Raw genomic sequence first — 18953 nt, forward strand, 5'->3', positions numbered from 1 at the left:
GTGCTAGGCGGGTTGGAGAGGGGCGAATCGGCCCGCCGGGGGGTCAGGCGGGGGCAGGCAGGGGGGCGGGCGGGGCGGGCGAGGTCAGGCGGCCGGGAAGCCGTACGCCGCCCAGTCGTTCAGCACCCGCTGCCGCAACTCCGCCGGGAACGAGGCGGCGAAGGACGCGGTGCGCCCCCGGAACCCCCGCGGCAGCAGGCAGTTGGTGACCGACTTGCCACCGCGGGCCGCCTCCGCCTCGGCGGCCGTCAGGTACGGGACCATCGGGATGCCCGGGACGTCCGGGTAGAGCCGGGTGCCGGTCTGCGGGTGGTGGCGGGTGGCCAGCGCCCAGACCACCTGGGAGACGTCCGTGATGTCGACGTCGTCGTCCACCACGATCACCTTCGGCACCAGCCACCCCGCGTGCGAGGCGAACAGCGTCTCCGCGATCATTCCTGTCAACTCATCGTCCGACATGGCGAGTTCGCCGCGTCCGGCCCGCTCCACGGACACCACGATCCAGCAGGTCGCCGCCTCGTACGAGCACCACGCGAAGTCCACCGGCAGCCCGGCCCGGCGCAGCACGTCCAGCGCGGCCGCCGAGATCATCGTCCCCCAGACGGTGTGGTTCTCCTCCGGCGGCAGACCGGCCGCGCACACCGGGAGGATCGGCTCGTCCCGGAAGGTCACCGCCTCGACGTGGAAGACCGGCTGCAACCTGCCCTCCGGGAAGGCGTACCCGTGGTACTCGCCCATCGGCCCCTCCGGGGCGAGTTCCTCGGCCTCCACCCAACCCTCCAGCACGATCTCCGAGTTGGCGGGCACCAGCAGGTCGTTGGTCTCCGCCCGCACCACCTCCACCGGCGCCCCGGCCAGCGCCCCCACGTAGCCGTCCTCGCTCACCCCTGCCGGCAGCGGCATCCCCGCCGCGGCCAGCGCGGCCGGCGGCGCGCCCAGCACCATCGCCCACGGCATCCGTTCGCCGCGCCGCAGCCACTGCTCGCGCACCATGCCGAGGTGCTGCTGCGGCATGGCCGGACCGACCAGGCTGGTGGCGTCCCGCAGCATCGTCCGGGCCGCCGACCAGCTGGTCCAACCGCCGTCCGGGGTGCGGACGACGTGGAACCCGTAGGTGCCGAAGTAGCGGCCGCCGTCCTCCTGGTGCAGCAGCGGCACCGGGAAGCGCTCCAGGTCCACCCGCGCGCCCGTCAGCACGTTCTGCTTGCACGGCCCGGTCGCCACTACCCGGGGCGGCACCGGCTCCGCGTGCATCGCCGAGACCAGCCGCTCCACGATCTCCCGCGCCCCCGCGTCCCGGCCCAGGCCGACGTGCGCCGCGAGCCGGCCGTAGCGCCCGCTCGGGTCGCCGCTCAGGCCGGCGGGCGCGCCGAGGATCCGGCAGCCCGGCGCGCCCGACGTCAGGGAGGTGAACAGCGGTGCGGGCGCGGCGGTTTCGTACACCCGGCGGGTGACCGCGCCGACCTCCAGGTGCGGGTCGACCGGGCGGTCCACGGTGATCACGTCGCCGTCGGCGAGCAGGCGGGCGACGAAGGCCCGGAAGTCCAGGGCGGATTCGGCGTGGGCGGGTTCGACGTGGGCGGGTTCGGTGCGCGCGGATGCGGTGCGTGCGGGTGCGAACAAGGCGGTCTCCTGTGAGTCGGGTCGGGGGTCCGGGCGGAGGGGTGTTCAGGGGGCCTGGCGCGGGGCGCGGGCCGCCCGCATGCCGGACCAGCGGCGGGCGTCCGGGACGGGCAGGTCCAGTTGGTCGAGGATGCGGGCCACCAGGTGGTCGACCAACTCCTCGACGGTGGAGGGGCGGTGGTAGAACGCGGGCATCGGCGGAACGATCCGCACGCCCATCCGGGCCAGCGCCAGCATGTTCTCCAGGTGGATCTCGCTGAGCGGCGTCTCCCGGGGCACCAGCACCAGCGGACGGCGCTCCTTGAGCACCACGTCCGCCGCCCGGCCCACCAGGCCCTCCGCCCACCCCGCGCGGATCCCCGCCAGGGTCTTCATGCTGCACGGCACCACCACCATGCCGTCCGTCCGGAACGACCCGGAGGAGATCGCCGCCCCCTGGTCGTCCGGCCCGTGCACCACTTCGGCGAGCGCCGACAGCTCCCGCGCCGTCCGCCCGGTCTCCAGCTCGACGGTGGCCCGGGCCCAGCGGCTCAGCACCAGGTGGGTCTCCACCTCAGGGTTCGCCGCCAGGTGTTCGAGCAGCCGCACCCCGAGGACGGCGCCGGTCGCCCCGGTCATCCCCACGATCAGTCGCATGCGTGCCAGCCTCTCGATGTGCAGTTCCGGTCAGTTCCGGCGCGGACGAACGGCGGCCGGTGGCGACCACGCTAGGCGCGGGAAGGCGGGGCGCGACGGCTAGACTCGGGCAGGAGATGAGCAGAAACGGACAGCTTGCCGGGCGGGCGCCCCTGGTCGCCGACTTCCCGTTCCCCACCACCCCCGGCGGCCCGCCCGGCATCGAGGTCACCGACCCGCCCGGCTGGTCCGCCCGCCTGGCCCGGCTCGGCGTCCCGTCCGCCGACACCCCGGTCCGCCCGTCCTTCCACCTGCTCGTCACCGTCCGGGAGGGTGTCCTGCGCTGCCTGGTCGACCTCACCGAGTGCCGGATCACCCCCGGCCACTGGCTCTGGATCCGCCCCGGCCAAGTGCTCCGCACCCTGGACGGGGACGGCCCCGCGCCGCCGGACGCCGTACTCGTGCTCTTCCAGGCCGGCTTCCTCGACCCGGCCACCGTCGCCGCTGCCCGCCTCGACCGCCGGGCCTGGCGCCTGCCGCTCCTCCCCGCCCCCTCGGCCCGCCCGGCGGTGGAACGCACGCTGGAACTCCTGGAGGACGAGTACCGCCAACTCCGCGGCCTCCCCCTGGAAGTGCACGTCGAAGTCGTCCGCCACCTCCTCGCCGTCCTGGTCCTGCGGCTCTCCCACCTGCCCGGCGGCGAACGCCGGCGGACGGCCGGTGACGAGACCTTCCGCCGCTTCCAGCAGGCCGTCGAGGCCGACTTCACCCGCACCCACCGGGTGGAGGACTACGCCGCCAGCCTCGGCTACAGCCCCCGCACCCTCACCCGCGCGACCCTCGCCGCCACCGGCCGCGGCGCCAAGTCCTTCATCGACGAACGCCTCGTCCTCGAGGCCAAGCGCCTCCTCCTGCACAGCGACTCCACCACCTCGACGATCGGCGACCGCCTCGGCTTCCCGGCCACCACCGTCTTCACCCGCTTCTTCCGCCACCGCACCGGCGAGACCCCGGCCGGCTTCCGCGCCCGGGCCCGGATCACCCCGGCGGGAGGGGGCGGCTGAGCGGGGCGGGAGGAGCTGGCGGGCCCGGCGGCGGCGTCCCGGACGCCGCCGCCACCGATCGGCTCGCCGTCACCGACCGGCTTGGTGACGCCGACCGGCTTGGTGACGCCGGATCGGCCCGGTGATGCCGGATCGGCCCGCCCTCACCGACCGGCCTGGTGGCGCCGGATCGGCCCGGTGACGCCGGATCAGCCCAGTGAGGCGGTCGCCGCGCGCAGGTCCGCCAGGGCCGCCAGCGCGTGGGGCGCGAGACCCTCCTCGTCATCGCGGTCGCCTTCGGACCACTGGGCGTAGCCCCGCTTGAAGGCCAGGACCCCCAGTTCGCCCGCGAGGTGCGCGGTCGGCTCGGGGACGCCGCGGGCGACGAGCGCGGCCGTCATGGCGGCCGCGAGGCCGACGCTCTTGAGGGCGTCGCGCTCCTGGAGTTCGGTGCTGGCCGCCACGGCCGCCCTGAGCCGGGGGCCGATTTCGCGGTTCGCCGGCCCCATGGCGCTCGACGCGCGTTCGAGACCGGCGGCCACCGCCTGGAGCGGGGTGGCGTCCGCCGGTGCCTCGGTGATGCCGTCCGCGAGCAGCTTGCCGAGCGTCTCCTGCCCGGCGACCAGCAGTTCGCGCTTGTCGGAGAAGTGCCGGAAGAAGGTGCTCTTGGTGACGCCGGCGCGCTCGGCGATCTGCGTCACCGTCGTGGCGTCGTACCCCTGCTCGGTGAAGAGGTCGACGGCCGCGACGACGAGTCGCTGGGCCGCTCCTGGTTGCCATCTAGCCATGGCACCAGGATAGGCGACGGGACTGTTGTCCCGTCACGGTGTATCGTCAGTGACGGGACAACAGTCCCATCACTTTCGGGAGGACTCGTGCACGTCTTCGTCACCGGCGGTACCGGAACCATCGGCTCCGCCGTCGTCGCCGAACTGCTCGGCAATGGCCACACCGTTCTCGCCCTGGCCCGCTCGGACGGCTCCGCGCAGGCGCTGGAGGGTGTCGGCGCCAAGGTGTTGCGGGGCGACCTCGCCCAACTCGACGTCCTGCGGGCCGGCGCCGCGCAGTGCGACGGCGTGATCAGCCTGGCGTTCGGGCGCGACTACGGCAGCGCGGACGCGCTCGAACGGGCCGTCGCCGAGGAGGGCGCCGCCCTCGCGGCACTGGGGCGGGAACTCGTCGGGAGCGACCGCCCGATCGTCACGGTCTCGGGCACGCCCTGGGTGCCGGGACGCGCCAGCACCGAGGCCGACCCGCTGCCGACCGACGGGCCGGTGGGCGGCCGGGGCCGCTCGGTCAACGCGCTGCTGGAGCTCGCCGCGCACGGCGTGCGCAGCACGGCCGTCCGGATGCCCCGCACGGTCCACAACCGGGGCGAGGGCGGCTTCGCCGGCCTGCTGGCCGAACAGGCGCGCCGCACCGGGGTGGCCGGCTACCCGGGCGACGGCACCCAGCGCTGGCCGGCCGTGCACGCGCTCGACGCGGCGGTCCTGTTCCGGCTGGCCCTCGAGTCGGCGCCGGCCGGGACGGCCTGGCACGCCGTCGCCGACGAGGGCGACGCGGTCCTCGACATCGCGACGGTCATCGGCCGACGGCTGGGCCTGCCGGTCGAGGAGGTCCCGCAGGAGAGCTTCGGCCCGTTCGGCCCGATCTTCGCCATGGACCAGCCCGCGTCCAGCGCCCGCACCCGCGAAGCCCTCGGCTGGCAGCCCACGCACACCGGCCTCCTGGCGGACCTGGAGAACCTCCGGCCCTGACCATCCGCGCGGGATGCCGGCCTCTTCCCCGATCGGCCCGGGGGCCCGCCGCACCGGCGGGGGAGCCCCGGGGCCGGCACTCGACCAGGAGCCGTCCGGTCGATCACCGGCCGCCCCGGCAGGTGATCGGCCGGGAGCCTGCCCGGGGTGCGGAGACGGCTCGATGGCCCGTTGGGGTGGTCAGGCGGTGTGGTATCCAGATATCCGCGTGATCGAGCCCCGCACTGCGGGGCTGAACCAGGGGGAAGATTCGTGACCGTACCGCCGCCGGGACAGCAACCCGCACCGACCCGTGTCCCGCCGCAGCCCGACCGGCCGCCGGCGGTGGGCGTCCGCGACGCGCAGCGCCGCTCGTTGGACTTGCAGGGCTGGGGCACGATGATCACCGCGTTGGTCGGGTTGGCGACGGCCGGTGCGGGCTTCGCGGGAGGGTTCTTCACGCAGTCCCAGGTCGGCGGGGCGCAGGCGCAGCCGGCGGCGACCGTCACGGTGACCGCCCCCGGGCCCACCATCACGGTGACCGCCCCGGCTCCGGTCGTGGCCCCGGGCGCGGGGCCGTCGCCGAAGGCCCTGCCCTCGGGGGTCGCTCCGAGTGCGTCGGCCGGCGGCCGCCGCGTGCTGGCCGCGACCCCGGATGCCGGGAAGGGCGGCACGAAGACGGTGCTGACCGGTAGCGGCTTCACCCCGGGTGACGTCGTGCGGGTCTCGTTCGTGGTGAAGGGCGATCCGGTCGGCGACCTGGAGGTCCGCGACCTGCGAGACACCATGCCGGACGGCAACGGCTCCTTCTCGCTGGAGGTGCTGATCCCGACGGACCTGGACACGTTCGCCAACCACAACACCTACTTGCGGGCCAAGAGCTCCACCGCGCAGAGCGAGACGGTGTTCGACCTGACGCGTTGAGGTGACGGGAGAGGGTTCGGCGTCCCGGGGAGGGCCAGGACGGGAGCATGGCGAGGCGTCCCGGGGCGGCGGAGGACTGCATGGTCATTCCGCCGTCCACGACGAGGAGTTGGCCGGTGAGGCAGCGGGACTCCTCGGAGGCGGGGAACACCACGGTGTGGGCGATGTCCTCGGGCTCGCCGAGGTGGGGGAGGGCGTTGCCCGCCAGTCAGGCGAAGTCGGGGCATTCGGCGACGTGGCCCTCGGCGACCGGCTGCCGGAAGCCCCGGGGCAGGTCCGTCTTCATCCGGGCCACCTCCTCGGTTGCGGCGGTGAGTTGGCCGGTGGTCAGGTGGGCGGCGGCCGCGTACGCCCGGCCGGTGCGGCGGCAGGTGAGTGCGGGCGGAGCGTCGGCGGACGCGCCGTCGTCCCCGCGGCACTCGGGTTCCGGTCCGGCGCCGCCCTGGCCGGCGAGGTCCTGCTGGAGGGCGAGGACGTGTACGCGCCCGGCCGCCGCCCCGCCGAGGTGCGCCGCCGGATCGGCGTGGTCCTCCGGCGCCCCAACCCGTTCCCCGCCGTGTCGCTGTACGACAACCTGGTCAGCGGGCTCAAGCTGTCCGGCATCAGGGCGGGCCGCGAGGAGCGCGACCACCTGGTCGAGTCCAGCCTGCGCCGGGCCGGCCTGTGGAACGAGGTCGGCAACCGGCTCGGCGCCCCGCCACCGGGTCACCACCGTCATCGTCACCCACAACGTGCAGCAGGCCCAACGCGTCTCCCGGTCCTGCGCGTTCTTCCCCGCCACCCACGGCGCCCCCGGCCGGATCGTCGAATCCGGCCCCGCCGAACGCCTCTTCACCGACCCGGCCGACCAGCGCACCGCCGACTACGCCAACGGCCGCTTCGGCCGACCCTCCTGACCGCGTGTCACGGCGGACGCACGGGAGCGCAGCGCCTAGCGTGGGCGGGGGAGCACCCACCGGCCCCCGCACCCGCACCGCCACGAGGAGAGAGCGCAGACCATGACCGTCAGCCTGCCCGAGCTCACCGGGGACTACGTCCTCGACCCGACCCACACCCGGATCGGGTTCGTCGCCCGCCACGCCATGGTCACCAAGGTGCGCGGCGCCTTCCACCAGTTCGAGGGCACCGCGCACCTGGACGGCGCCGACCCGGCCAGGTCCAGCGGCCAGGTGGTGATCAAGACCCAGAGCATCGACACCGGCGTCGAGCAGCGCGACCAGCACCTGCGCACCAACGACTTCCTGGACGCGCCGAACTTCCCCGACATCACCTTCCGCACCACCGGGGTCGAGAAGAAGTCCGACACCGAGTACCGGGTCACCGGCGACCTCACCGTCAAGGACACCACCAAGCCGGTCACCATCGACTTCGAGTACACCGGCAACGCCGTCGACCCCTACGGCAACCTGCGGGTCGGCCTGGAGGGCTCGGTCACCATCAGCCGCAAGGAGTTCGGCGTCACCTGGAACGCCGCCCTGGAGGGCGGCGGTGTGCTGGTCGGCGACAAGGTGGTGCTGGAGTTCGACGTCTCGGCGATCAAGCAGGGCTGACGGCGCTCTTGCAGGCCGCGCCGATCACCGTGCCCGGGCCGGGGCGGCGGGTCAGTCCCCGGAGTGGTCCGGGCCGCGGAAGCGGACGGTGATCAGCTTGCCGGAGCCGTCCTGGTGGACCTGCCAGTCGTCGGAGAGCAGTTCCACCAGGGCCATGCCGCGGCCGGAGACGGCGTTGGAGGTGGCCCGGCGCGGGCGCGGCGGGGTCGGGCAGTTGTCGTGCACGCTGACGTACAGGTAGCTGCCGTCCCAGGTGAGCAGCAGGTCGGCGTTGCTGTGGGCGTGGATGTGGGCGTTGGTGATCAGTTCGGAGACGACGAGCACCACGGCGTCGGCGGTGTCCGGGGCCTCGGTGTTCCAGCCGAGTCCGTCCAGGTGTTCACGGGCCCAGCGGCGGCCGGCCCGCACACCGCCGGAGACCGGCATGCGGCGGGCCCAGCCGAGGGCCTTCACGCTGTTGCTGTCGGGCTGCGCCATCGCTCCTCCCCGAGTCGGTTCGTGCCTCGCCGACCGGCTACCCCGTCCTTCCGGGGGCATGCCGGACGGGGTGTCCGGCGGGCGTCCGGGGTTCAGGGCCAGCGGATCTGGAGCAGCGCCATGTCGTCGGAGTGCCGGCCCGCGTTGAGGGTGCGGGCGCGGTCCACCAGGTGGGTGAGCAGCCGGTCGCCGGTGGCGCCGCCGGCCGCTTCGATCAGGGCGATCAGACCGGCGGTGCCGAGGCGTTGGGCGTCCGGCGCGCTGCCCGCGTGGCCCTCGATCAGGCCGTCGGTGTAGAGCAGCAGGCCGGAGTCGGCGGGCACGGCGTGCCGGGTGGGCTGCCAGTCGCCGAGGCCGGGGGCGATGCCGAGGGCCAGGCCGTACGCGCCGGGCAGTTCCCGGGCGGTGCCGCCGGTGAGCAGCAGCGGCGGGTGGTGGCCGGCCAGGTGGACGGTCAACTCGCGCTGGTCGGGCCGCAGTTCCAGGGTGGTGCAGGTGGCGAAGTTGTCGGCGGGGGCGCGTTCGGCGACCAGCACCTCCTCCAGCAGGTGCAGCAGGTCGGCGCCGCGGTGGCCGCCGAGGGTGAGGGCGCGCCAGGTGATGCGCAGGCACACGCCGAGCGCGGCCTCGTCCGGGCCGTGGCCGCTGACGTCCCCTATCACCGCGTGCACGGTGCCGTCGGGGGTGCGCACCACGTCGAGGAAGTCGCCGCCGAGCAGGGCGCGTTCGCGGCCGGGCAGGTAGCGGGTGGCGGCGGTGACGGGGGAGCCGTGCAGCAGCGGGGTGGGCAGCAGGCCGCGCTCCAGCCGGGTGTTCTCGTGCGCCCGCAACCGGTTCTCGCGCAGTTCGGCGGCGGCCTGCTCGGCCTGCTTGCGGTGCACGGCGTAGCGGATCACCCGGGTCAGCAGGTCGGGGCTGACCTGGCCCTTGACCAGGTAGTCCTGGGCGCCGTTGGCCACCGCGAGGGCGCCGGTGCGGGACTCGTCGAGGCCGGTGAGCACGATGATCGCGGTCTCCGGGCGGACGGTCTGCAGGGTGCGCAGCGCGCTGATCCCGGTGGCGTCGGGCAGGTTGAGGTCGAGCAGGACGCAGTCGGCGCCGTGCGCGGACAACTGCTGGACGGCGGCGCCGAGGGACTGCTGCCAGACGAGCGAGTGCTCCAGGCCGGTGTCCAGCAGGAGTTCCTCGACCAGCAGCGCGTCCCCGGCGTCGTCCTCGACCAGCAGCACCCGGTAGGCGGGGTCGAGCGGCGGCGCGGTCGCCAGCGGCTGGGTGGTGGCGGTGGTGGGATTCATCCGGCGGTCCCAGCCGTTCCGGCGGGCACGGCGGCCTCGGCGGGCGCGGCCGGCCCGGGGGCGGGCTGGGCGGGCTGGGCGGGCTGGGCGGACGGTACGGCCTCGGCGGGCGGTACGGGCCCGGCCTCGGCTTCCTCGGCGGCAAGGGTCAGCACGACGCGGGTGCCGCCGGTGTGCGCGGTGTCCACGCGGATGGTGCCGCCGTGGAACTCGGTGATCTTCTTGCACATGGCCAGGCCGATGCCGTTGCCGGGGTACTCCTCGCGGGTGTGCAGCCGCTGGAAGATGACGAAGATCCGCTCGGCGAACTCCGGATTGATGCCGATGCCGTTGTCGGTGACGGCCAGCTCCCAGTGCTCGCCGGTGCGCCGGGCGGTGAGGGCGATCCGCGGCGGCCGGTCGGGGGCGCGGAACTTGAGCGCGTTGCTGACGAGGTTCTGCAGCAGCATGCCGAGCTGGGTGGCGTCCCCGGGCAGGGTGGGCAGCGGGTCGGCGGTGATCTCGGCGCCGGTCTCCTCGATGGCGATGGCGAGCGCGTCGCGGGTCGCGGCGAACACCTTCTCCAGGTCCACCGGCACGTACTGGCGGTGCAGCCGGCCGACCCGGGAGAACGCCAGCAGGTCGTTGATCAGGGTCTGCATCCGGTTGGCGCCGTCGACCGCGAACCCGATGTACTGGTTGGCCCGGTCGTCGAGCTGCGCGGCGTAGCGGCGCTGCAGCAGTTGGCAGAAGCTGGCGACCTTGCGCAGCGGCTCCTGGAGGTCGTGCGAGGCGACGTAGGCGAACTGCTCCAGTTCGGTGTTGGAGCGGCGCAGGTCGGCGGCCTGCTCGTCGAGCTGTTCGCGGGTCAGGTCGGCGAGGGCGAGCTGCTCGGCCAGCCGGCGGCGCATCCCCTCGACGTCGGCGGCCAGCTGGGCCAGGTCGGCGGGGCCGGAACGGGTGTCGACGGGGTGGTCGAACTCGCCCGCGGCGACCCGCCGGACGTCCCGGGAGAGGGCGTCCAGCGGCAGGGTGATGCCGCGCAGCCCGACGAAGACGGCGCCGGACAGCAGCAGCAGGGTGACGCCGATGGTGCCGAACACCCAGTGGCTGAACGTCTCGGCGTCGGTCAGCTCGGCCGCCGCCCGGTTGCGCGAGTCCTCCAGCCGGTCGCGCAGGGTGGTGCCCGCGTCCCGGATCGCGTCGAACTCGGCCTTGCCGACCTCGGCGTTGACGGTGGCGAGCGGCACGGGCGCGCCGGCCGGCGAGGCCGCCACCGGTTCGGCGACGTCCCGCTGCCAGGTGGAGACCCGGGCGAGCAGCGCGTCGAGGTCGGCGAGCGCCGCGCCGTCCCCGGCGAGCAGGGTGCGCAGCTTCTCGACGTCGGCCGCGGCGTCGGCCCGGCCCTGGGTGTACGGCTGCAGGAAGTCGGGTCTGCCGGTGATGCCGTAGCCCCGGATGCCGGTCTCCTGGCCGACCAGCGCGCCGTCCAACCGGACCGAGGTGATCAGGGCGGGGGAGGAGCGCCGGGTGAGCCGGTCGGTGGCGTCGGAGGCGCGGTTCAGCGCCCAGCCGCCGAGGGCGCCGAGCACCACCAGGACGGCGAGGGCGGCGAGCACGCTGGCCCCCAGCCACTGCCGGGTCGTCCAAGCGGCCCAGGGCCGCCCGTTCAGCCCGGACCGATCCGTCACCGCGCCAGCCACCGTGCACCCCTCGTCGGTCCCGTCCGTCCGGCGGTCCGAGGTCCGGAGCCGGTCGAGCAGCGGTACTGTACACCGCTTCCGACAACAGATGTTGTCGGAAAACCGGGGGCGGCCCTAGGATGCCCGCATGCCAGCGGACCCGACACGACACCGGATGCCCGATGAGGAGCTGTCCATGCTCTGCACCGCGGCGATTTCCGAGATCACCGGGCAGCTGGTCCACCGGCTGTCCGGCGCCGACCCGCAGACGGAGCAGCTGGCGCGGCTGCGCGTGCTGACGTACCTGCAGCTCGCCGTCGCCCAGCAGTGCGACCAGACGGCGGCCCGGGCCGCCAGTTCCGGCGCCGGCTACCCCCAGCTCGGCCAGGCCGCCGGCCTCACCCGCCAGGGTGCCCGGCGCCGCTGGCCCGGCCTGGTCACGGTACGGGTCGACCGCGCGGCCCGAGCAGTACGACCTTCTTCTTCTACGGACCGGAGCCGGTAATGGCCACCCCCCCCAGCAACCGCCTCTTCGACATCCTGCTGGTCGAGGACGACCCCGCCGACGCCCTGCTGATCGAGGAGGCCCTGCTCGACCGGGGCGACACCCGCTCCATCACCCAGGTCTCCGACGGCCTGGCCGCCCTGGAGCGCCTGCGCGACCCCTCGCTGGCCCGCCCGGACCTGATCGTGCTGGACCTCAACATGCCCCGGATGAACGGCCGCGAACTGCTCGGCGTGCTCAAGAGCGACGAGGAGCTGAAGGTCATCCCGACGGTGGTGCTGACCACCTCCGGCGCGCCCGACGACATCTCGGCGGCCTACCGCAACCACAGCAACGCCTACATCACCAAGCCGGTCAACCTGGACGACTTCGTCCGGGCCGTCCGGCAGATCGACACCTTCTTCCTGGACACCGCCACCCCGCCGGCCCGTTGAACCGCCGGGCGCCCCGCCTGGTGCACGATGGGTCGGACGGGCCGCCGAGGTGCGGCGGGCGGACGGAAGAGGAGGGTGGACGCGGATGGGTACCCAGGACAGCGACTACGACCTGGTGGTGATCGGCGGCGGCCCCACCGGCGAGAACCTCGCCGACCGGGCGCGGGCCGGCGGGCTGAGCGTGGCGCTGGTCGAGCGCGAACTCGTCGGCGGCGAGTGCTCGTACTGGGCGTGCATGCCCAGCAAGGCGCTGCTGCGCCCGGCCGCCGCGCTCGCCGACGCCCGCCGGGTGGCCGGCAGCCGGGAGGCCGTCACCGGGGCGCTGGACGCGGCCGCCGTGCTGGAGCGCCGCGACGGGTTCGCCTCGCACTGGCACGACGGCGGGCAGGTCGAGTGGCTGGCCTCGGCCGGCATCGACCTGGTCCGCGGGCACGGCCGGCTGGACGGCGAGCGGCGGGTCGCCGTCGAGACCCCCGACGGCGGGCGGCGCACCCTCACCGCCCGGCACGCCGTCGCCGTGTGCACCGGCACCCGGGCCGCCCTCCCCGACCTGCCCGGCCTCGCCGACGCCCGGGTGTGGACCAGCCGGGAGGCCACCTCGGCGAAGGCCGTGCCCGGCCGGCTCGCGGTGGTCGGCGGCGGCGTCGTCGCGGTCGAGATGGCCACCGCCTGGCGGGCCCTGGGCAGCGAGGTCACCCTGCTGGTGCGCGGCGGCCGACTGCTGGAGCGCACCGAGGAGTTCGCCGGTCAGCTGGTCGCCGACGGCCTGCGCGCCGCCGGCGTCGACGTCCGGCTCGGCGTCTCGGTCACCGCCCTGCGCCGCGAGCCGGACGGCGCCCTCCGGCTCGACCTGACCGACGGCACCCGACTGCCCGCCGACGAGGCCCTGTTCGCCACCGGCCGCCGCCCCGCCACCGCCGACCTCGGCCTGGAGAGCGTCGGACTCGAACCCGGCGGCTGGATCGACACCGACGACACCGGCCGCGCCACCGCCGTCCCGGCCGGCTGGCTGTACGCCGCGGGCGACGTCAACCACCGCGCGCTCCTCACCCACCAGGGCAAGTACCAGGGCCGGATCTTCGGCGCCGCCATCGCCGACCGGGCCGCCGGCCGCCCGCTCGACCTCGCCCCCTGGGGCCGCTCGGTGGCCACCGCCGACCACGCCGCCGTCCCGCAGGTCGTCTTCACCGACCCCGAGGTCGCCGCCGTCGGCCGCACCCTGCGCGAGGCCGAGGACGCCGGACTGCGGGTGCGCGCCGTCGACTACGACCTCGGCGGCGTCTCCGGCGCGGCCCTGTACGGCGACGGCTACCGGGGCCGGGCCCGCGCCGTCGTCGACCTCGACCGCGAGGTCCTGGTCGGCGTCACCTTCACCGGCCCCGGCGTCGCCGAACTCCTGCACTCCGCCACCGTCGCCGTCGCCGGCGAAGTCCCGCTCTCCCGGCTCTGGCACGCCGTCCCCGCCTACCCCACCATCAGCGAGGTCTGGCTCCGACTGCTGGAGACCTACCGGGGCTGACCCGCCGCGGGGGCGGTGCGGTGGCCGTCCCGGGGCGGTGCGGGGGCGGTCCGGGGCGGTGCGGCGGCGGTCCCGGCGGCGGGCGGAAAATCCGTTGCGCGGTCGTGCGGCCGGGTCCTACCCTGGCGGCGCCGGTCGGCAGACCGGCGCCCCGGTCGGGTCCGCGCGGTCGCGCGCGGCCCTGCGCAGGAAGGAGGCCGCGATGTCCACCACGCACCCGGCGCTCCCGGTCTCCCCCGCCGCCCCCGCCGCACCCGTGCGGTAGGGACGGCCCGCCCGATCGGGCCGCGCCTCCGGCTCCACCCCTCACCGCCCCCGGAGGCACCGTGCTCTTCCGCCCCACCGTCGAGGCCGACCTCGACGGCTTCCTTCCGCTGCTCGTGCCCGACCCCGCCGGCGCCCTGACGGCCGACACCTACCTGGCCCGGCTCGCCACCGGCGAGTACCGCCCGGGGCGGACGTGGATCGCCCAGGACGCGCCGGGCGCCGCACCGCTCGCGCTCGCCGTCTGGTGGAGCGGCCCGGGTGCCGACCGGCCGGGCGCGCTGGACGCCGTGCTCGTCCGCGACAGCGTCCGGTCCGTCGCCGAACGCACCGCGCTGGCCGCCGAGTTGCTCACCGCCGCGCACGCGGCGTACGGGCACGCCCCCGCCCACCACCTCTTCCTCCCCGAGGACTGGCACGACCGACCCGACGTCCTCGCCGCGGTGGCCTGGCGGCGGGAGGCGGCCGGCCGGGCCGGCCTCACCGACGCCCTGGAGCGGCTGCGCCACGAGTGGACGCCGGGCGCGGGCCTGCCCGCCCCGAGCGGTCGGCTGCGCTTCCGCCCCGAACCCGACGACGAGGTCTTCGTCGACCTGTTCCGCCGCGTCCTGTCCGACACCCTCGACGCCACCTCCCGCACCGCCGCCGCCCACCTCGGCACCGAGGCCCAGGCCCGGGCCGACGTCGCCTTCTACCGGGACGGCATGCCCGGCGACCGCGGCTGGTGGCGCACCGCCCACACCCCCGACGGCGAGCCGGTCGGCTTCACCGTCCCCTCCCGCAACTCCGCCTCCCCGGTGGTCGGCTACCTCGGCGTGCTGCCCGAGCACCGCGGTCGCGGCCACGCCGAGGAGATACTCGCCGAAACCACCCGGATCCTGGCCGCCGAGGCCGCCGCCGAGCACGTCCGCGCCGACACCGACCTGGCCAACACCCCGATGGCCGCCGCCTTCGGACGGCTCGGCTACCGCACCACCGCCCGCCGCCTGGTCCTCTCCGCCCCTCCGGGGTGAGAGCGGGCCCGGGGCACCGGGCCGGTGCGCGGGGCCGTGTTGCGAGAGCATGACGCCGCGTCACAATCCCGGCCGGCGGTTGATCACCGCCGCCCCGGTGTGTGAGCGTGGCGGCAGGACGGAGACCGAACGGACCGAGGAGGAACCCGGTGCCCACCCCCGACCGGCCGCTGCGCTCGCTGGGATTCCTGACCATCGGGCTGTTCGACGAGCACGACCCGGCGGGCGGCCACGAAGCCACCCTGCGGCTGATCGAACTCGGCGAGCGGCTCGGCTTCGACACCGCCTGGCTGCGCCACCGGCACCTGCAGTACGGCATCTCCTCCCCGCTGACGGTGCTCGCCGCCGCCAGCCAGCGCACCAGCCGGATCGGCCTGGGCACCGCCGTCACCCCGCTCGGCTGGGAGAACCCGCTGCGCTACGCGGAAGACCTGGCCACCGTCGACGTGCTCTCCGGCGGGCGGCTCAACCCCGGCGTCAGCGTCGGCGTGCCGGTCCACTTCGAGGACGTCAAGGGCGCGCTGTACCCGGACACCGCCGACCGGGAGGACTTCGGCTACGGGCGGGTCGAGCGCCTGCTCAACCTGCTGCGCGGACAGCGGGCCAGCGGCTTCCGGGGCACCGAGGGCATCGAGGCGTACTCCGAGCGCGTCCAGCCGCACGTGCCCGGCCTGGCCGCCCGGCTCTGGTACGGCGGCGGCAGCCTGCGCTCGGTGCGCTGGGCCGGCGAGCACGGGCTGAACCTGCTCACCAGCAGCGTGGTGCGGGCCGAGCGGGACGGAGACTTCGAGGCCCACCAGCTGGCCCTGATCCGGGAGTTCCGGGCCGCCCACCCCGCGGGCGGGCGGGCCCGGGTCTCGCACGGCCTGGTGGTCGTCCCCACCGACAGCGCCACCCCCGAGCAGGCCGCCAAGTACCAGGCGTACGCGGAGTCCAGGTACGCCCGCACGCTCGCCCCGCAGGGCCCCGGCCGACTGCTGTTCGCCCCCGACCTGGTCGGCACCAGCGAGCAGCTCGCCGAACGGCTGTACGCGCACGCCGGGTTCCGGGAGGCCGACGAGGTGGCCTTCGCCCTCCCGTTCACCTTCGCGCCGGAGGACTACGCGCAGATCCTCACCGACCTGGCCACCCGGCTCGGCCCGCTGCTCGGCTGGCGCCCGGCCGACTGACGTCCCGTCCGGTCGGCTGACGTCGCGCGCCGTCGGCGTCCCGTCCCGTCGGCCGGACGTGCGGGCGCGGCTCAGGCCGCCAGCCGCTCGCGGATGGCGCGCTGGAAGCCGAGCAGGTTCGGGTTGGCCGAGTTGCGCTCCAGCCAGGTCATGGTGATCGCCGTCCGCAGGTCGGTGCCGCCGACCTCCACCAGGGCGACCTCGCCCCGGTCGGCCTGGGCGCGGACCGACACCAGCGGCAGCAGCGCGCAGCCCATCCCGGCCGCGACGCAGGCGCCCAGGGTGCCGATGCCGTCCACCTCGGCGACCGGCTCCTCGCCGGACACCGCCCCGAAGGCGCCGTCGTACATCTCCCGGAACCCGCACCCCGGCTGGGTGACCAGGAACGGTTCGGCGGCCAGTTCCGCCAGGTCGGCCCGGCCCCGGGCGGCCAGCGGGTGCCCCGGCGGCACGATGACCACCAGCGGCTCCTCGGCCAGCGTCTCCGCGCGCAGCGCGGCGTCGGCCGGCGGGGCGCCGAAGGTCAGGCAGAGGTCGAGGTCGCCCCGGCGCACCGACCGGTACAGCTCGCCCCGGTTGTGCTGGGAGACCCGGACCCTGGTCCGCGGGTGCAGCTCCCGGTAGTACGGGAGCACCGCGGGCAGCAGGTGGCGGCCCAGCGTCTCCAGGGCGCCGAGGGCCAGCTCGGCGGCGGGCCGGGAGACCGCGGAGCGGGCCTCCTCCAGCAGGGTGAGGATCCGCCCGGTGTACGAGGACAGCACCTCGCCCTGGGCGGTCAGCCGGATCCGGCGCCGCGAGCGGTCGACCAGCTCGACGCCCAACTCGCGTTCCAGCGCCTGGACCTGGTCGCTGACACTGGACTGCGCGTAGTGGAGCTCGCGGGCCGCCCGAGTCATGCTCAGAGTCCGGGCGACCGCCTCGAACGTGCGCAGGTGCCGCAACTCCACGGCGGTGGACCTCCCCTGGCGATCTATCGGCTGAACCGATTGTAGCCATCGGCCGTTCCCGTCGTCGGTGCCGCCAACTCCCGTGCCACGTCCGGGAGAATGGACTCACCGCCCCCCGACGGACCGACGGACCTCCCCGTCGGCGGATCCGCACGTCCGCACGTCCGCGCGTCCGCGACCCGGGTGGTGCGGCACGCCGTCTCTCGAACGAGGAGCACTCATGGCTACGCAGGCCGGCGTCCAGCCCGCCGTCACCCCGACCGGGTCCGGAGGCCCCCCGCGCGCCCTGCTGATCGGGCTCTCGCTCGGCTACTTCATGGTGCTGCTGGACATGACCGTCGTCTCGGTCGCCCTCCCGGCGATGGCCGACCACCTCGACGTCGGCCTCAGCGGCCTCCAGTGGGTCACCAACGGCTACACCGTCACCTTCGCCGCCCTGCTGCTCACCGCCGGCTGGCTCTCGGACCGCTTCGGCGGCCGCCGGGTCTTCCTCTGGGGCCTGGCCGCGTTCGGGGCGCTGTCCGGCGTCTCCGCGCTGGCGACCACCCTGCCGGTGCTGGTCGCGCTGCGGCTGGCGCTGGGCGCGGCGGGGGCGCTGCTGCTCCCGTCCTCGCTCGCGGTGATCACCAACGCGTACCCCGACCCCGCGCCGCGGGCCCGCGCGGTGGGCTCCTGGGCGGCCATCACCGGCGCCGCGCTGGCGGCCGGGCCGGTGGTCGGCGGCGTGCTGACCGACACCGTCGGCTGGCGCGCGATCTTCCTGATCAACGTCCCGCCGGCGCTGGCCGGCCTGCTGATCACCGCCAGACTGGCTCCCGAGACCGCCCGCAAGCAGCGCGGCGGACTCGACCTGGCCGGCCAGCTCAGCTCCGTCCTCGCGCTCGCCGCCCTGGTGTACGCGCTGATCGAGGGCCCGGACCTCGGCTGGGGCGCCGCCGAGGTCCTGACCGCCCTCGTGCTCGCCGCACTCGCTTCGGCCGCCTTCCTGGTGGCCGAGGCGCGGGCCGGCGACGCGGCGATGGTCCCGCTGCGGATGTTCCGCAGCCCCGGCTTCTCCCCGGCGGTCGGCGCGGGCCTGCTCGCCAACTTCGGCCTCTCCGGCCTGCTGTTCGTCCTGTCGCTGTTCTTCCAGGAGGGCCGGGACTACTCGCCGGCCGTCACCGGCCTGGTCTTCCTGGCGCTGACCCTGCCCACCGCGTTCAACCCGGTCTACACCGGCCGCCTGGTCGGCCGGACCGGACCGCGCGGGCCCGCCACCCTCGGCTTCCTCCTGATGGGCACCGGCGCGCTGGTCCAGGCGCCGTTCACCGGCGGCTCGGCGCTCGCCCTGGCCGCGACCCTGACCGGCCTGCTGGCCTTCGGCTTCGGCGTCTCCTTCACCCTGCCCGCGCTGGTCGCCGGCACGGCGGGCGCCGTTCCCGCCGAGTTCGCCGGTACGGGCGCCGGCGTCCTCAACTCGGCCCGCCAGGTCGGCGCCTCGCTCGGCGTCGCCGTCCTCGGCCTCGTCCTCGACCTGTCCCCGTCCAGCGCCGAGGGCACCCGCTGGGCGCTGGTCACGAGCGGAGCGGTCCTGCTGCTGGGGGCCGTGGTCACCTCCACCGGACTGCGCGGGAAGGCACCCGCCGCCGGGTCCTGACCATCCCCCCGCCCGGGGCGGCCACGCGCTGGACGGCTTCGACTCCGTCCTGATCGCGCTCGTGCTCACCGAGGTCGGGGCCGAGTTCGCCCCCGACGCCGTGCGGGCCGCCTCACCGGTCCCCGCTGCGTCCGTCAGCCGCCGGCTCGGCGGCGTGCTGCTCGGCGCGCTCGGCGACCGCCACGGCCACCGGACCGCGATGACCGCCGGCACCCTGCTGTTCTCCCTCGGCACCCCGGCCCGCGGCCCCGCCCGGGGCTACGGCACGCTGCACGCCGCCCGGCTGGTGGCCGGCCTCGGCACGGCGGGGGAGTGCAGCGCCAGCGCCACCTACGCGATGGAGCGCCGGCCGGAGCGGGCGCGCTGCGGGTCTACGAGTTCAACGGCCACGAGGGCGGCGGCGAAGTCCACCTGGCGGCGAAGCCGGCCTGGCTGCGCGAGCGGATCGGCCGACCGGGGCGCACCGGCCGGCGGGAGAGCCCTTCGCGCGAAACCGCCCGCACCCGTGGGACCGGTGGGCTACGTTGGGTGGCCATGACGAC

Annotated in this window: 20 protein-coding genes and 1 pseudogene; 12 read left to right on the forward strand and 9 right to left on the reverse strand. The window is 75.4% G+C overall.

The window, feature by feature from the left end:
- Positions 1-84: 84 nt before the first annotated feature.
- Entirely contained in the window at positions 85-1623 is a 1539-nt protein-coding gene (locus OO48_RS17135) for a UbiD family decarboxylase (RefSeq protein ID WP_081952180.1), read from the reverse strand.
- 45 nt (positions 1624-1668) lie between these two features.
- Positions 1669-2259 (reverse strand): non-oxidative hydroxyarylic acid decarboxylases subunit B, encoded by a 591-nt coding sequence (locus tag OO48_RS17140; protein ID WP_033217110.1) that lies wholly within the window; start codon positions 2257-2259, stop codon positions 1669-1671.
- Positions 2260-2375: 116 nt separating this feature from the next.
- On the opposite strand from OO48_RS17140, the gene OO48_RS17145 reads away from it, so the two are divergent.
- Positions 2376-3302: a helix-turn-helix transcriptional regulator gene (locus OO48_RS17145; RefSeq protein ID WP_051732228.1), complete on the forward strand. Its 927-nt coding sequence runs from the start codon at positions 2376-2378 to the stop codon at positions 3300-3302.
- Positions 3303-3490: 188 nt separating this feature from the next.
- Here the strand turns inward: OO48_RS17145 and OO48_RS17150 are convergent, their stop codons facing one another.
- A complete protein-coding gene (locus OO48_RS17150) occupies positions 3491-4069 on the reverse strand; it encodes a TetR/AcrR family transcriptional regulator (RefSeq protein ID WP_033217112.1) in 579 nt (192 codons plus the stop codon).
- Between the two features lie 87 nt (positions 4070-4156).
- Here OO48_RS17150 and OO48_RS17155 point away from each other — a divergent pair, with 87 nt between their 5' ends.
- The gene (locus OO48_RS17155) at positions 4157-5038 is read left to right on the forward strand and encodes an SDR family oxidoreductase (RefSeq protein WP_033217114.1); all 882 of its coding nucleotides are present in this window, start codon (positions 4157-4159) and stop codon (positions 5036-5038) included.
- A gap of 252 nt (positions 5039-5290) precedes the next feature.
- A complete protein-coding gene (locus OO48_RS17160) occupies positions 5291-5941 on the forward strand; it encodes a hypothetical protein (RefSeq protein ID WP_157845472.1) in 651 nt (216 codons plus the stop codon).
- Between the two features lie 40 nt (positions 5942-5981).
- Here the strand turns inward: OO48_RS17160 and OO48_RS36335 are convergent.
- Positions 5982-6143, reverse strand: a pseudogene (locus OO48_RS36335) (SDR family oxidoreductase); the annotation flags it as partial.
- Between the two features lie 6 nt (positions 6144-6149).
- Entirely contained in the window at positions 6150-6650 is a 501-nt protein-coding gene (locus OO48_RS39265; protein WP_209439495.1) for a hypothetical protein, read from the reverse strand.
- Between the two features lie 22 nt (positions 6651-6672).
- Between OO48_RS39265 and OO48_RS39270 the strand changes: the two genes are divergently transcribed.
- Positions 6673-6837: a hypothetical protein gene (locus tag OO48_RS39270; protein ID WP_209439496.1), complete on the forward strand. Its 165-nt coding sequence runs from the start codon at positions 6673-6675 to the stop codon at positions 6835-6837.
- A gap of 102 nt (positions 6838-6939) precedes the next feature.
- Positions 6940-7491 carry a YceI family protein gene (locus OO48_RS17170; RefSeq protein WP_033217118.1) on the forward strand — a complete coding sequence of 184 codons (552 nt, stop codon included), beginning with the start codon at positions 6940-6942 and terminating at the stop codon, positions 7489-7491.
- Between the two features lie 51 nt (positions 7492-7542).
- Here the strand turns inward: OO48_RS17170 and OO48_RS17175 are convergent, their stop codons facing one another.
- From OO48_RS17175 to OO48_RS17185, 3 genes are all read right to left on the reverse strand, one after another.
- Entirely contained in the window at positions 7543-7968 is a 426-nt protein-coding gene (locus OO48_RS17175) for an ATP-binding protein (RefSeq protein ID WP_033217120.1), read from the reverse strand.
- 92 nt (positions 7969-8060) lie between these two features.
- Complete coding sequence (locus OO48_RS17180; RefSeq protein ID WP_051732230.1) at positions 8061-9263, reverse strand: PP2C family protein-serine/threonine phosphatase; 1203 nt, start codon at positions 9261-9263, stop codon at positions 8061-8063.
- Positions 9260-10933: a sensor histidine kinase gene (locus OO48_RS17185; RefSeq protein ID WP_051732231.1), complete on the reverse strand. Its 1674-nt coding sequence runs from the start codon at positions 10931-10933 to the stop codon at positions 9260-9262. The genes OO48_RS17180 and OO48_RS17185 overlap by 4 nt, the downstream gene beginning before the upstream one ends.
- A 166-nt stretch (positions 10934-11099) precedes the next feature.
- Here OO48_RS17185 and OO48_RS38925 point away from each other — a divergent pair, with 166 nt between their 5' ends.
- The 5 genes from OO48_RS38925 (at position 11100) to OO48_RS17210 (ending at position 15828) form a co-directional block, all read left to right on the forward strand.
- On the forward strand, positions 11100-11429 hold the full coding sequence (locus OO48_RS38925; protein WP_051732232.1) for a hypothetical protein: 330 nt from the start codon (positions 11100-11102) through the stop codon (positions 11427-11429).
- Positions 11429-11863, forward strand: a complete 435-nt coding sequence (locus tag OO48_RS38930; RefSeq protein WP_033217124.1) for a response regulator — start codon at positions 11429-11431, stop codon at positions 11861-11863. The genes OO48_RS38925 and OO48_RS38930 overlap by 1 nt, the downstream gene beginning before the upstream one ends.
- Positions 11864-11948: 85 nt before the next feature.
- Positions 11949-13382 (forward strand): dihydrolipoyl dehydrogenase family protein, encoded by a 1434-nt coding sequence (locus OO48_RS17200; RefSeq protein ID WP_033217126.1) that lies wholly within the window; start codon positions 11949-11951, stop codon positions 13380-13382.
- A gap of 326 nt (positions 13383-13708) precedes the next feature.
- Positions 13709-14659 (forward strand): GNAT family N-acetyltransferase, encoded by a 951-nt coding sequence (locus OO48_RS17205; RefSeq protein WP_033217127.1) that lies wholly within the window; start codon positions 13709-13711, stop codon positions 14657-14659.
- 149 nt (positions 14660-14808) lie between these two features.
- The gene (locus tag OO48_RS17210; protein ID WP_033217129.1) at positions 14809-15828 is read left to right on the forward strand and encodes an LLM class flavin-dependent oxidoreductase; all 1020 of its coding nucleotides are present in this window, start codon (positions 14809-14811) and stop codon (positions 15826-15828) included.
- 71 nt (positions 15829-15899) lie between these two features.
- Here the strand turns inward: OO48_RS17210 and OO48_RS17215 are convergent, their stop codons facing one another.
- Positions 15900-16775: a LysR family transcriptional regulator gene (locus OO48_RS17215; RefSeq protein WP_033217131.1), complete on the reverse strand. Its 876-nt coding sequence runs from the start codon at positions 16773-16775 to the stop codon at positions 15900-15902.
- A 220-nt stretch (positions 16776-16995) separates the two neighbouring features.
- Here OO48_RS17215 and OO48_RS17220 point away from each other — a divergent pair, with 220 nt between their 5' ends.
- Positions 16996-18411: an MFS transporter gene (locus tag OO48_RS17220; protein WP_081952181.1), complete on the forward strand. Its 1416-nt coding sequence runs from the start codon at positions 16996-16998 to the stop codon at positions 18409-18411.
- A gap of 61 nt (positions 18412-18472) precedes the next feature.
- On the forward strand, positions 18473-18949 hold the full coding sequence (locus tag OO48_RS36345) for an MFS transporter (protein ID WP_033217133.1): 477 nt from the start codon (positions 18473-18475) through the stop codon (positions 18947-18949).
- Positions 18950-18953 lie beyond the last annotated feature (4 nt).

The organism is Kitasatospora phosalacinea (assembly GCF_000716545.1).
GTDB classification, from domain to species: domain Bacteria; phylum Actinomycetota; class Actinomycetes; order Streptomycetales; family Streptomycetaceae; genus Kitasatospora; species Kitasatospora phosalacinea.

Coding starts and splice junctions, on each gene's coding strand:
- OO48_RS38930 (WP_033217124.1), top strand. CDS start 11,429: ATGGCCACCCCCCCCAGCAACCGCCTCTTCGACATCCTGCTGGTCGAG.
- OO48_RS17145 (WP_051732228.1), top strand. CDS start 2,376: ATGAGCAGAAACGGACAGCTTGCCGGGCGGGCGCCCCTGGTCGCCGAC.
- OO48_RS17180 (WP_051732230.1), bottom strand. CDS start 9,263: ATGAATCCCACCACCGCCACCACCCAGCCGCTGGCGACCGCGCCGCCG.
- OO48_RS17175 (WP_033217120.1), bottom strand. CDS start 7,968: ATGGCGCAGCCCGACAGCAACAGCGTGAAGGCCCTCGGCTGGGCCCGC.
- OO48_RS38925 (WP_051732232.1), top strand. CDS start 11,100: ATGCCCGATGAGGAGCTGTCCATGCTCTGCACCGCGGCGATTTCCGAG.
- OO48_RS17220 (WP_081952181.1), top strand. CDS start 16,996: ATGGCTACGCAGGCCGGCGTCCAGCCCGCCGTCACCCCGACCGGGTCC.
- OO48_RS17200 (WP_033217126.1), top strand. CDS start 11,949: ATGGGTACCCAGGACAGCGACTACGACCTGGTGGTGATCGGCGGCGGC.
- OO48_RS17170 (WP_033217118.1), top strand. CDS start 6,940: ATGACCGTCAGCCTGCCCGAGCTCACCGGGGACTACGTCCTCGACCCG.
- OO48_RS17140 (WP_033217110.1), bottom strand. CDS start 2,259: ATGCGACTGATCGTGGGGATGACCGGGGCGACCGGCGCCGTCCTCGGG.
- OO48_RS17150 (WP_033217112.1), bottom strand. CDS start 4,069: ATGGCTAGATGGCAACCAGGAGCGGCCCAGCGACTCGTCGTCGCGGCC.